At 55.9% G+C, this 11,273-nt stretch carries 15 protein-coding genes; 8 read left to right on the top strand and 7 right to left on the bottom strand.

The features are described from left to right. On the bottom strand, positions 1–640 hold a 640-nt coding region (locus AWU74_RS14130; protein ID WP_162505183.1), incomplete at its 3' end, for a hypothetical protein. A gap of 86 nt (positions 641–726) precedes the next feature. On the opposite strand from AWU74_RS14130, the gene AWU74_RS09525 reads away from it, so the two are divergent. Beyond that, positions 727–2,343 (top strand): hypothetical protein, encoded by a 1,617-nt coding sequence (locus AWU74_RS09525; protein WP_162505182.1) that lies wholly within the window; start codon positions 727–729, stop codon positions 2,341–2,343. On the opposite strand, the gene AWU74_RS11265 is transcribed toward AWU74_RS09525, so the two are convergent. After that, positions 2,312–2,506: a hypothetical protein gene (locus AWU74_RS11265; protein WP_162505181.1), complete on the bottom strand. Its 195-nt coding sequence runs from the start codon at positions 2,504–2,506 to the stop codon at positions 2,312–2,314. The two genes, AWU74_RS09525 and AWU74_RS11265, sit on opposite strands and share 32 nt — an antisense overlap. Positions 2,507–2,540: 34 nt before the next feature. On the opposite strand from AWU74_RS11265, the gene AWU74_RS09520 reads away from it, so the two are divergent. From AWU74_RS09520 to AWU74_RS09490, 6 genes are all read left to right on the top strand, one after another. Further along, the gene (locus tag AWU74_RS09520) at positions 2,541–3,656 is read left to right on the top strand and encodes a hypothetical protein (RefSeq protein ID WP_062329184.1); all 1,116 of its coding nucleotides are present in this window, start codon (positions 2,541–2,543) and stop codon (positions 3,654–3,656) included. Then, positions 3,566–3,937, top strand: a complete 372-nt coding sequence (locus AWU74_RS09515; protein WP_062329181.1) for a hypothetical protein — start codon at positions 3,566–3,568, stop codon at positions 3,935–3,937. Before AWU74_RS09520 ends, AWU74_RS09515 begins: the two co-directional genes overlap by 91 nt. A gap of 52 nt (positions 3,938–3,989) precedes the next feature. Further along, positions 3,990–4,334, top strand: a complete 345-nt coding sequence (locus AWU74_RS09510) for a hypothetical protein (RefSeq protein ID WP_162505180.1) — start codon at positions 3,990–3,992, stop codon at positions 4,332–4,334. 333 nt (positions 4,335–4,667) lie between these two features. Continuing rightward, positions 4,668–5,443 (top strand): IS5 family transposase gene (locus AWU74_RS11260; RefSeq protein WP_162505179.1). Its coding sequence is split into 2 segments (ribosomal slippage): positions 4,668–5,046 and positions 5,046–5,443, totalling 777 coding nucleotides; the frame shifts between segments, so codons are not numbered across the junction. A 469-nt stretch (positions 5,444–5,912) separates the two neighbouring features. Further along, on the top strand, positions 5,913–6,422 hold the full coding sequence (locus tag AWU74_RS09495; protein ID WP_162481477.1) for a hypothetical protein: 510 nt from the start codon (positions 5,913–5,915) through the stop codon (positions 6,420–6,422). A 677-nt stretch (positions 6,423–7,099) separates the two neighbouring features. Further along, the gene (locus AWU74_RS09490; RefSeq protein ID WP_059369979.1) at positions 7,100–7,303 is read left to right on the top strand and encodes a hypothetical protein; all 204 of its coding nucleotides are present in this window, start codon (positions 7,100–7,102) and stop codon (positions 7,301–7,303) included. Between the two features lie 393 nt (positions 7,304–7,696). Here the strand turns inward: AWU74_RS09490 and AWU74_RS09485 are convergent, their stop codons facing one another. The 5 genes from AWU74_RS09485 to hydG form a co-directional block, all read right to left on the bottom strand. After that, positions 7,697–8,068 carry a WYL domain-containing protein gene (locus AWU74_RS09485; RefSeq protein ID WP_062329174.1) on the bottom strand — a complete coding sequence of 124 codons (372 nt, stop codon included), beginning with the start codon at positions 8,066–8,068 and terminating at the stop codon, positions 7,697–7,699. A gap of 417 nt (positions 8,069–8,485) precedes the next feature. Further along, a complete protein-coding gene (locus AWU74_RS09480; protein WP_059370020.1) occupies positions 8,486–8,755 on the bottom strand; it encodes a hypothetical protein in 270 nt (89 codons plus the stop codon). After that, complete coding sequence (locus AWU74_RS13265) at positions 8,752–8,874, bottom strand: hypothetical protein (RefSeq protein WP_306700390.1); 123 nt, start codon at positions 8,872–8,874, stop codon at positions 8,752–8,754. The genes AWU74_RS09480 and AWU74_RS13265 overlap by 4 nt, the downstream gene beginning before the upstream one ends. A 165-nt stretch (positions 8,875–9,039) precedes the next feature. After that, positions 9,040–10,056 (bottom strand): [FeFe] hydrogenase H-cluster radical SAM maturase HydE, encoded by a 1,017-nt coding sequence (gene hydE / locus AWU74_RS09475; protein ID WP_059370021.1) that lies wholly within the window; start codon positions 10,054–10,056, stop codon positions 9,040–9,042. Then, entirely contained in the window at positions 10,040–10,789 is a 750-nt protein-coding gene (gene hydG, locus AWU74_RS09470) for a [FeFe] hydrogenase H-cluster radical SAM maturase HydG (RefSeq protein ID WP_238580311.1), read from the bottom strand. The genes hydE and hydG overlap by 17 nt, the downstream gene beginning before the upstream one ends. A 184-nt stretch (positions 10,790–10,973) precedes the next feature. Between hydG and AWU74_RS12420 the strand changes: the two genes are divergently transcribed. Next, positions 10,974–11,243: a hypothetical protein gene (locus AWU74_RS12420; protein ID WP_059370020.1), complete on the top strand. Its 270-nt coding sequence runs from the start codon at positions 10,974–10,976 to the stop codon at positions 11,241–11,243. Positions 11,244–11,273 lie beyond the last annotated feature (30 nt).

Genomic DNA, 11,273 nt, shown 5'->3' with positions numbered 1-11,273 from the left:
CGTCATTGAAAACGTCTTCCGTGCCCTCAAGCGCTGGCGGGGAATTGCTACGCGCTATGCAAAGCTCACCGCTTCCTTCATCGCCGCCATTCATGTCAGGTGTTTGTTCCTCTACCTTCCAGTCCACGCTACCTAGCGAAGAGAAAAACCGCTCGATAGGCTTTGTTTTCGCGTTTTTTATCCGCGCAAAAATGCGCCGGTTTGTTTTGCGCCACGCGTCGCGGTCAGGGGCAAGCTCTACACAGCTGCCTTCGTCGTCGATTACGGCGTACTTGCCGCCTTCCGTGCGATAAAGGTTCGCGGCGTCCCCGCCCCACTTCATGCCGTAGGTCTGAAGCTGCTCAATTACGAAGTCAGTCCACTCGGACGATTCCGAGGAGCCGTTGTCGTTGTAGGTCGAGCCGAATTTGCCGAACATTTCGACGCCCAGACGCAGGGCGCGGAGAACGGTGCCGGAATTGTAGTGCCGCTCGAACGCCACGCCGTAGACGAGTCGCGTCCGCATGTCCAGCCACAGGTAGCACTTCGGACGGAACAGCGTGCCGTCCTCGTCGCGGCACCAGCGAGCACGCCTCGTTGAGCTGAATCGACACGGACGTTTCGGCGTGGGTTCTGAACCTGCCGGCGGGACTTTCGGCAACGCTTGCGAAGACGCTGCCGGACTATCAGGCAAAAATCAATATAACCGGAACGCCCGTCACCCCGTACAGCGCGCCGGTGCAGCTTATGATTCCCGCCTCCGCGCTCGCGCGGGGAATGGCGGTTGCCGTTGCGCCGAACGCAAGCGCAAAGTGGGACATTCTGCCGCCGAAACGGGAGTCGGCGCTCTCGGACGTTACGGTGAAGGGGTACTCCGGGCGACCGGTTGCCGAAAAACAGTGCGTCATTGCGCTTGTAAACGACGCGTTCGGCGCGATTCCCGAAGGAACCGACATAACGCCGTGGTTCGTCAATATGCCCGCGGGGCTGGAAGCGAAGTCGTCCGCCGTTGCGGACGGGGCAAAGAGCGCGACGGCTTATATCGGGGGAACGCCGGAAGAAACAAGCGCGGAAGCAATGCGCCTGACAATCCCCGCGGCTCGGCTTCAGACGGGGGAAGCGCTCGCCGCGGACGAAAATCCCGACGCAAAATTCGACATAGCAAGCAAAATCCCTCCCGCCGCCTCAGTCGCTGACGTTACCGTGGCGGGAGAGGCGGGGAAGCCGCTTGCCGAGGCGACGGCGCATATATCGCTTGCGAGCGCGATCAGCGCCCAGAGCATAGCGCGGGGGCAGCCGTGGACAACGCTCACGTTCGGCGCGGAAGACCCGCACCCTATCGGACGCCTTCGGGAGAGGGAATACCTGCGCGGCGGCTACCGCCTGAGTGCCTACCGCATAGTTTTTTACGAAGACCCGCCGATACCGAGCAGGCTTTGCCTGGAAGCGGAGCAAAACCCTGACTGGAAAAACCAGCTTACGCTGTGGCTTGAGGGGAGCGGCTGGCAGAGCTTTGCGTCTTTCAACTCAGAGTTCGCGCCGCTCGAATATGTCGACATTCCGGACGAGAACGAATGGGCAGAAGCAGTTTTTTCCACGGGGTTTGTAGAGCAGTTTGCCGGCGAGATTTATAGCGGGTGGTTCCGCAACCTGCCGCCGGGCATAACGGCGAAAAACGCCAAATGGTCTGGATCGGGCGCGCTTGAAATAGAGCTTGTTTTCAGCGGCACGCCGACTGCGGAAAGCAGCGCGGCTATGCAGATTTTTATTCCCGCCGCGGTGCTCAACTTTGATGACGAGGTGCCCGTCGCGCTCAATATAAACGCGAAGTGGGCGATAGCGGGGTACCCCGTGTCGGCGACTGTGGGCGACGCGGCGGTCGCGGGCACCGCGGGAAAAGAAATTACGCCCGTGCCGATAGAAATCAGCGTGAGCGGCGACGAGTTCCGGCAGATGACGCCGGGGACGGACTGCTCGGCGTGGTTCACGAACCTGCCCGCGGGGCTCTGGGCGACGGCATACACGGGAATAAGCGACAAGGCGGAAAACGCGTTCCTCCTTATACAGGGGACGCCGGACGCGCCGAAAAGCGAGGCGTTTTCTCTTATAATTCCCGCAACGGCGCTTTACCGCGGGGCGCCGGTCGCCGTTGCGCCGAACCCGAACGCGAAGTTCGCCATTATCGCGCCGCCCGTGCGGAAAGCGGCGCTCGGCGACCTTGTCGTGAGCGGCACGACGGGGCAGCCGCTCGGAAGCGGAATAAGCCTGACCGTGTCGCTCATGGGAGAAAGCTTTGCCGCGCTCGGAGCGGGAGCGGACGTTTCCGGCTGGCTCAAAACAAGCCTTCCGGCATTGCCGCCATAACGGCGGGGGCGATAAGCGCGGGAGGCACGGGAGCAACGCTCGCCATAAGCGGCACGCCGGAGGACGCAAGCGAGGCGGCAATTGTCCTGACCATACCCGCGGACCGGCTCGCCGGAGGCGAGGCGCTCACCGCGGACAGGAACCCGAACGCAAAGTGGGACATTAAGGGGGTGCCCACCGAGTGGTATAAGCCGGGTATGGCGTCTACCGAAGAGGCGTACACGAACGCCGGCTCGTGGAAAGCGTCGGGACCGGACGCGCTCGGCGGCTACGTGTACGAAAAGAGCGGGGAGCTCACGCAAATACTCCCGTTAGCCGGGCAGGAAGTCGGAATCCCCGCAGATGCGCCGTATGAGTACCGCGCGAGAGCGGTTACGCTCAAAGAGAGCGGGGAGGTGCTTTACCGCAGCAACTGGTGCAACCCGCGCGCCGTGCTTGCGAAAGGGGCGGGCATACGCGACGTCGTCGAGAACGCCATAGGCACGGCGCAGATACTGCCCAACGCCGTAACGGTTGAAAACCTCAACGTGCTGGCGAAAAACGCGGTGAACAATTTTGTCGGCGGCACAAAAGAAGGCTGGGAAACAAGCGGGGAAATAGTCGAGGACGCGGGAGAAGGGCTGCCGGTGCTGGAAATCCCCGCGGATGACGGGCAGGCGGCGTCTAACGAATTTGACGTTTTGCCGGAGAGCATATGCGAAGTGAAATTCGGCTTCAGAATAGTCGGCGGCGAAAGCGACGACGGCGTTATTGTCGGGCTTATCCCCGGACAGACATACCGCGCGTTTGCCTATGACGCGGAAGCGAAAGGGTGGAAAGAAAAAGAGCCGTCGCGGTTTTTTATCGAGTGGCATAACGGCGCGGAAGCGGCAAAATACACCACCTATATACTCGGAAGGCTTGCGAATATAGACGACTGCCCGCCGCCGCGGTACTCGACGCCAGCCGTTCCGGTGTACGCGCTGAAGCTCGTGGCGCACCGGGCTACCGCTCTGTACGCGGCGCTCGGCAGCACAGAAGAGGGAGCCGCGCTCAGGCTGATTTGCCCGCAGGTGTACCGCCGGGGAGACGGCAGGGTAGTAGCGGAGAATATCTACGCGCGGACGCTCTCGGCAATAAGCGCAAACCTCGGCGTTGTAAGCGCGGGCTCGACGCGCCGGAGCCGACGGCGGATACCTCTGGCTTTGACGCGTTTTTTGACCTGCAGAACAACGAGTTCCGCGTGGGAAACGACCGGGAAAAGGAAAACCCTGACGGCAGCCCAGTCGACCCGGAGGGAGACGCCGAATACCTGCATTTTATCCCCGGAGTAGGCTTCTTTTTTAAGCTGGCTAACTTTATCGTTACGGCGATTTCTTCCGTTATCAAGGGGCTGTTCAAAATTGCCCGGCGCGGGCAGGCGCCGCACCCCGTGCTATTCGCGTTCAACCCGGAAAGCGCGGCGGTCGACGGTGAAGAGCCGGGACTGAGAGTAGGCTCGCCCGAATACCCCCGCGCCAGCAGGTTTCTACGGCGAAACGGCTATAAAATCCGCTACGCAGAGCACCAGCGCCGAGACCGGCGCGCTCACCGTTGCAGGCGGACTCGGCGTTAAAAAGGATTTGCGGGTGGGCGGAGAAATATTTTCGGAAGAGGGGAAAAGTTTTGTGCCGGTCGGGTTTGTTTATTTTCAGTTGCCTCACAAAAAATCCGCGGTCGAATTATTCGTCGGAAACTGGATAATCATTTCTCAGACAGAGTTTCCCGGTGTATTTTTCAGGTCTGAAGGCGGAAACGCTTCTGAGTTCGGAAGCGGCGTGCAAGATATGGCTCTCCAGGATCACAGCCACGACTATCGGCTGGCGATATATTCCAGCGGTAGCGGCGCTGTGTTCTACGGTAGCGACCGTGTTACATACTTCAGAGAGACAGCCACAACCGGCACTAGCGGTACAGGCGTAGAAACGCGCCCGGTAAACATAACTATACGTATTTGGGAACGCGTCAGCTAGAGAGCCGCTGCGGGGCTGGCTCTTTATGCTTGAAAAAAGCTAGACAGGGCGGCGGTTTTCTGGTCTTATCAGGCTAAAAACAAAACTGCAAAGTTAGTCAGTTTTTCTTATAATCGGGTAGGCAATCAGCGCTATAAATCATAGCTGGCATATCGCTCGGCAGCCCCGCTAGCCGCTTGCCTCTATGTCGTTACCCGCAGGGTAACGCGAAACACGTGCAGGTTTGGCAGTCAAACACGAGCAGGTTTCAAAGCCCGATACGGGTGTATTACAGCACAGAGGCTCTACCTAGGTAGTGTGGACTGGATAAAGGAAAAGAGGTAAAATAGAAGCATGAAAAGAAATGAAGGCATTCACCGGCACGATATAAGCGACGAGGCGTGGGAACGGATAAAAGAACTGTTGCCCGGACAGGCAGGGAAACGCGGGGGAGTGGCGAAAGATAACCGCCTGTTTATCAACGCGGTAGCGTGGCAGACGCGCACGGGCGCTCCGTGGAGGGACATACCGCCGGAATTCGGGAATTGGAACAGCATACACAAGCGGTTTTGCCGCTGGCGGGACAAGGGAATATGGAGAATACTGGCGGACGCCGCAATAGGCGAGCCTGCCGGAGATATCTTTATGATAGATTCGACATATATCAAGGCACACGCAGACGCATGCGGGGCACAAGGCGGCAGTCAGGACATTAGCCGCACAAAAGGGGGCTGAACAGCAAATTACATTTGGCGGTTGACGAGTACGGGATACCGGCAAGCGGCATTGTGACAAGCGGTACTGTCGCGGATTGTAATCAAGCGCCTCTCCTTATGGAGGATTTGGAAGCGGAAGCGTTCCTTGCGGACAAGGCGTATGACACGAACGAGCTGCTCGATATGCTTAAAGAAGCGGATATAGCAGCAGTCATCCCTCCGGTTAAAAGCCGGAAAGAGCAAAGAGCGTACAGTCATGAACTGTATCGGGCGCGGCACGTCATTGAAAACGTCTTCCGCGCCCTCAAGCGCTGGCGGGGAATTGCTACGCGCTATGCAAAGCTCACCGCTTCCTTCATCGCCGCTATTCATGTCAGGTGTTTATTCCTCTACCTTCCAGTCCACACTACCTAGTCGGTTACAAAATATAATTAGGCAGTTTTAGAATAGAACAGGACAATTATAAAGCAAAACAGGGCAATTTTAAGGCATAATTAGGCAGTTCTACGACTTCTGTGGACAACTATTTGCCCTCTTTTTCTGCATTGCCTATGATAAGTCTTGTGTAAATATTTATAATACCTGCTTCTATCTCTATGCCGAATAGCCGTATAGTGCGCATTCCCGGCGCTCATCACGGCGGCTTTTGTCTGAAAATGCGCGCAAAGCCGTTTAATAACAGATAGCATAAAAATGTCCTCTTTTTTTGTCCGCGTATCGCCGCGCCTGTCGTCCGGGACGGTGTTCGGCAAAGCCGCGGAAATGTTGGAATAAGTCTGTCCGGTATTGGAATAGGTCTGTTCAAAAATTGCGCAGGCAAGCGCAATAATCCAAAACATGAGCGCGCCGAGAGAGGCATTCCTGCGTCCGGCGTGCGCCTACTGTGCCTGCTGAGGGACGGCAACCTCTATGCGGCGCAAAGGCGGATATACAAGGTGCCGCCAAAGAGTGGAACGAGAAAATGGGCGATTTGGGCAACCGGCTCGGCGACGTGGTAGAATACACGTTTGTGCCGGACGCGATCATGCGAAAGTTTGCCGAACTTGGCTATGAAATTGAGACGACGGCGCGGGACTACACCATAACCGGCGCGGACAGGCATTCCATAGCTGAAGTGGATATTCTGCTTCAGGATGGGGACACGGTCATCCTCGTCGAGATAAAGATGAAGCTGACGAAAGCGCATATCGACGAGCACGTCCAGCGCATGCAAAAGGTGCGGGATACCAAACGCTTTGAGGACAAGGCGCTTATCGGCGCGGCGGTGGGCGCGGTCGTGTCCGGCGAGACGAAAGCCTATGCCTTGCAGCAGGGAATGTATGTACTGGAACAGACCGGGGAAGCGATACAGATTATGCCCCGCGACCGCTCGTTTGTGCCGCGGAAGTGGTAGGCGGTTGACGGCGGGTATGCGCTCCTGTGGAAAACTCGGCAGAGGGGCAAGCACCGACTGTGTCTGCCGAGCGGGCCGGACCGAAAAACAGCTAATTAAAGAAGTTTCTTAAACCAAGTTCTGCAGGATAAGGCGTAAAGATAAGCATTTGCTGACGCTACCGAGAGAGTCTGCCGAAACTTTCCACCCGTAAGGCTTTATCGGCGGTTTCCGCCTAGTTGCCTGCCGAAGGGCGACGACCTCTATGCGGTGTAGAGATGGGATATACAAGGCGCCGCCGGAAATCAGCAAGAGGGAACTCCGGCATTTTTGCCGAATTCCCTTTCGTCTTATTTTCTCTCGCTCTATTACGCAACATGCTGGCGATAGGGCAGGCAAGTTTCGCTCACCCCGTCCGCGCGTTGCTCTGCAAAGGATGCTGTGGTATACTTGTCATAGTGCGTCAAAATACTTGATTCGGCGCGAAAACACGGCATATGCAATGAAGATATCATTCACGCGATTAAAGATGCAAATACAACATTTAGAACCGCGGGAGAACCTCAAAAATTGCTGTACATCGGGTTTGACAGGTCTGCCCACCTGCTGGAGATTATCACTGTGTTAAACGCTCAAAACGAAGAGACTGTTATTCATGCGATGAAGGCGACAAAAGAGGTTGTTAAGGAGTGGTCAAAATGGCAGAGATAACGCTTGAAACACTGAAGGACGGTACGCCAATCACCGTCAAGCTGGTCGATAAAATGGTCGCCGACGTATATGCATCCCTTGAAAAGGGGGAATATGAAGTCATACCGAATCCTCACCGTTCAAGAAAGCCGGTAAAAACAGCAGAATCGCAATTCCGGCTTAAGATAGCGGAAATTCTTGCTGAAACATAGTCAGGCAAGATATATATTTTTGCAAGCCATTCATTAGTTTCTTCTAAGATCTGATACCCCGTAACTTGCAGCGGGGATTCTTTATTGCTAGCACACGGTGCCGGACACCGACAAGCATAAAGGGCGGACGGGAAGCCTTTTGGCATATCCCGCTCGCCTTAGGAAATAATGGAAGATTTACATATAATATACGGCACTCGCCGCAAAACATCAAAGCTTTTCTCTTGCGGGAAACTCGGCATAGAGCCGCTTTTGCAAGCATATAAGCATTTACCTATATATATCTATTATATGCGTAGAAACAAAATGCCTGTTAAATCTTTATCCGCGTTTATCTAAAAAACAGCGATTTTGCTTTGCTTTTATAAAAATGCTTGATCTTTTGCTTGACCCTTATTCTTTCGCCATTTCTGCCAATAATTGGCTCGGATTATCTATCGGTGAGCCGTCAAAGGACAATTCGTCTACCCTGTCCGAACAGAATATAAAGACTTTGAGGGTGGTATAGAAAAACGCATAAAAATATAAATGTCCGTTTTTTTTGAAAAAGCGTATAATTTCAATATTTCGACTGGTCTTTCTTCCTGATATGTCCGTGTATTTTAGGCGATAGGGGAGCGCGTCTTTTGGAATTCCGGCAGCTCGTTTTTTCTGCTCAACCGTTTCCACATCTGGTTCCTCGGTGGTATATTCGCCCTCAGAATTAGATTCTTCCTCGGAATAGGAAAACTTTGCCGTTTTTTCTTGCTTCTTGCCGCGCCGCAAGCGCAAAAAACAAACCTATAGAAAAACAGAGCATGGGTATCAAAATTATGATAGCACCAACAATGCCCAAAGTACTTTTCGAACCAGATAGCACCAACCCCGTGACAAGCGCAACAGCACAAATCGCAGTCGTAATGCAAAACACCACGCTGCGAAACGCACTATTCTGCGAAATATAGTTTTAATGCCCACTTGCTGTTCTTTTTTCTCTGCCAGCTTCTTGGCAAAGACGGACGTGGCTGACTGCTTTCCCATTTTTCAGACTTTTCCCACTCCGGCTTGATAACGATTTCGCCCTTTTCGTCCGCTTTCCGGTAGGCAAAGACAAACGTGCTCGCGTCTTTCGGAACCCACGCCCACGTTTTCCATTTGCCCTTCTTGCCGTCCCAAGAGAGCGCGTTGTCTGCCCAAAATCCTTTACAAATGGTAGCCCCCAGCTGGAATCGTTATAGGCGGCACGGAACTGCCAAAGCCTTTTCTGCGCGTATCTTTCTGCACCAAAAGCGAGTTGTACGCTCCTGCCTTTACCGACGACTTGTCGGAAACAAGCCGCAGCGTCTCGCCGCTTTTGTTACGCACTTCAAGTGTAACGTTTTTTCTGTTCTTCGCTGAAAGCTGCGCGTGAATGTTTTGGTCTTTGTACGTTCCGCGGAGCATGGCGCATAACTGTACCAACGCCGTCTTCATTTCATCTTGTCAAAGCCATTCCAGTGCGTTTCAAGCACCGCGACGCGCGCGCCGAGAGTCGCAAAACCCTCGTGCATTTCGTCCAGCTTTGACTCCAGCCGCTCAACGCGTCTGTTCAAGTTTGCCGAACGTCTGCTCAAATCATGATAGCGACTGCATGATTGCTTCGTCTCTATCCACTCTGACCTCTTTACCGCTTCCACGTCTCGCTTCCGACTATGAACACGTTGCCGCGCACTTGAAAACTCGCGGATTAAAGGCAAGGCATACAGGCAAAGCCCGCCCTAACTCGCCGCCGCAAAATCCCCCCGCGCCATATTGGGGACGAAGCCGAAGCTCCTTATGCGCCCTTCCAGACACTGGCGGCACTCGGCGGCTTCGTCCCCGGTGCAAATCTTGTTGTCGTACAGGGCATAGAGCTTCCGCACGGCTTTCGGGGACAGGTTCGGCATGACAACATTCGCGCCCGCCAGCAGTGCTTTTTCGCGCCCGTCGGGGGCGACGGTGCCGAGCGCGGTGGTGGCGGGAATCAGCGCACGGGGCAAAAGCAGCCGCGCGAGTGCCACCATGCGGAGGGTGAGCGCCAGCGCGCCCTGCGGAGCAGAAGCGAACGGCGTGTCCGACTGCGGGATAAAGGGACCGATGCCAACCATGTGCGGCTGCAGCGCCTCGAGGAAGCGCAGGTCTTCCAACAGGCACTCAGGCGTCTGGAACGGGGTGCCGACCATGAAGCCTGCCCCGACCTGATAGCCGATTTCCTTCAGGTTAAACAGGCAGCGCTTGCGGTTGACAAGGCTCATGGCAGCGGGGTGCAGCCTGCCGTAATGCGCCTCATTCGCCGTTTCGTGGCGGAGGAGGTAGCGGTTCGCCCCGGCGCGGAAGAACGCCTCGTAGCTTCCGCGGCTCCGCTCCCCGATAGACAGCGTGATTGCGTGGTCGGGATACCGCCTGCGTATCGCGCCGACGAGTTCAACGACGCGATCGTCGGTGAAGTACGGGTCTTCTCCCCCCTGCAACACGAATGTCTTGAAGCCAAGTTCGTCGCCGGCACGGCAGCAGTCGAGGATTTCGCCGGGCGAGAGCCGGTACCGCTCGACGCGTCGGTTCCCCGCCCTGATTCCGCAGTAGTAGCAGTCGTTCCTGCAGTAGTTGGTGAACTCAATGAGCCCCCGGAAATACACCTCGTTTCCGTAGTAGGGCGCGCGCGCTTCCCGCGCGGCGGCGAACAGCGCCTCCGTCTCCGCGGCATCCTCGGTGGCAATATACCGTAGCAGTTCGACATCGCTATACATAGAAGTCATGCGCCCCGCGCTTAATCTGTTCTATATTCTCAGCGGCTTTCGCGCGCATGCGCTCATTTGCGATTCCGGGCAGGTTCTGCCCGATTGCCGCAAACGCCTTCGCCCGGAACGCTTCCCCGCCGTAGTCCGTTGCGTATTCCGTAAGCGTCATCAGCGCGTTGGGCAGGCAGACGTTCTTTATCTGCCCCGACTTTGCGAGCGACATGAAGCGGTCTCCGGTGCGCCCCGAACGGTAGCAGGCGGTGCAAAAACTGGGGATATAGCCGTCGTCCATAAGCTCGGAGAGTATGTCGAGCGCATCCCGTTTGTCGTTGACGTAGAACTGCGGGTTCGCCGCTTCGTTCCGGGCGCGCTTGGCATAGCCGCCGACTTCGGTGCTGCTCCCCGCGCTTATCTGCGAAATGCCGAGTTTCAGCAGCTTGCCGCGCATTTCGTGGCTTTCGCGGGTGGAGAGAATCATGCCGGTAAAGGGCACCGCGAGCCGGATGATTGCGACGACGCGCTCGAATGTCGCGTCATCGACGAGGTGCGGGAAGTCGGCGAGGCTCATGCCGGAAGCGGCGCAAAGGCGCGGCACCGAAATCGTGTGAAAGCCCGAATGAAAGCACTCGTCGAGGTGCTCGTTGTGAATCATCAGCGCTAGCACCTCGAAGCGCGGGTCGGCAAGCCCGAACAGAACGCCGCCCCCCACGTCGCCGATTCCCGCCTCGTGCGCCCGGTCGAACGCGGTCAGGTGGTAGTCGAAGTTCCGCTTCGGTCCGGCGCGGTGCTACCTGCTCGGAAAAGTACTTTGGGCATTGTTGGTGCTATCATAATTTTGATACCCATGCTCTGTTTTTCTATAGGTTTGTTTTTTGCGCTTGCGGCGCGCGCGTCGCGGTGCTTGAAACGCACTGGAATGGCTTTGACAAGATGAAATGAAGACGGCGTTGGTACAGTTATGCGCCATGCTCCGCGGAACGTACAAAGACCAAAACATTCACGCGCAGCTTTCAGCGAAGAACAGAAAAAACGTTACACTTGAAGTGCGTAACAAAAGCGGCGAGACGCTGCGGCTTGTTTCCGACAAGTCGTCGGTAAAGGCAGGAGCGTACAACTCGCTTTTGGTGCAGAAAGATACGCGCAGAAAAGGCTTTGGCAGTTCCGTGCCGCCTATAACGATTCCAGCTGGGGGCTACCATTTGTAAAGGATTTTGGGCAGACAACGCGCTCTCTTG

The sequence above is a fragment of the Treponema endosymbiont of Eucomonympha sp. genome, assembly GCF_001028545.1.
Note: the sequence above shows the minus strand (reverse complement) of the source record. Positions and strands in the feature narration are given on the sequence as shown.

What these genes read in the sequence shown, in the direction of transcription:
- AWU74_RS09525 (WP_162505182.1), top strand. Translation starts at nt 727, where the DNA reads ATGATTCCCGCCTCCGCGCTCGCGCGGGGAATGGCGGTTGCCGTTGCG.
- AWU74_RS11265 (WP_162505181.1), bottom strand. Translation starts at nt 2,506, where the DNA reads ATGTCCCACTTTGCGTTCGGGTTCCTGTCCGCGGTGAGCGCCTCGCCT.
- AWU74_RS09520 (WP_062329184.1), top strand. Translation starts at nt 2,541, where the DNA reads ATGGCGTCTACCGAAGAGGCGTACACGAACGCCGGCTCGTGGAAAGCG.
- AWU74_RS09490 (WP_059369979.1), top strand. Translation starts at nt 7,100, where the DNA reads ATGGCAGAGATAACGCTTGAAACACTGAAGGACGGTACGCCAATCACC.
- AWU74_RS09480 (WP_059370020.1), bottom strand. Translation starts at nt 8,755, where the DNA reads ATGAAGACGGCGTTGGTACAGTTATGCGCCATGCTCCGCGGAACGTAC.
- hydE (WP_059370021.1), bottom strand. Translation starts at nt 10,056, where the DNA reads ATGACTTCTATGTATAGCGATGTCGAACTGCTACGGTATATTGCCACC.
- AWU74_RS12420 (WP_059370020.1), top strand. Translation starts at nt 10,974, where the DNA reads ATGAAGACGGCGTTGGTACAGTTATGCGCCATGCTCCGCGGAACGTAC.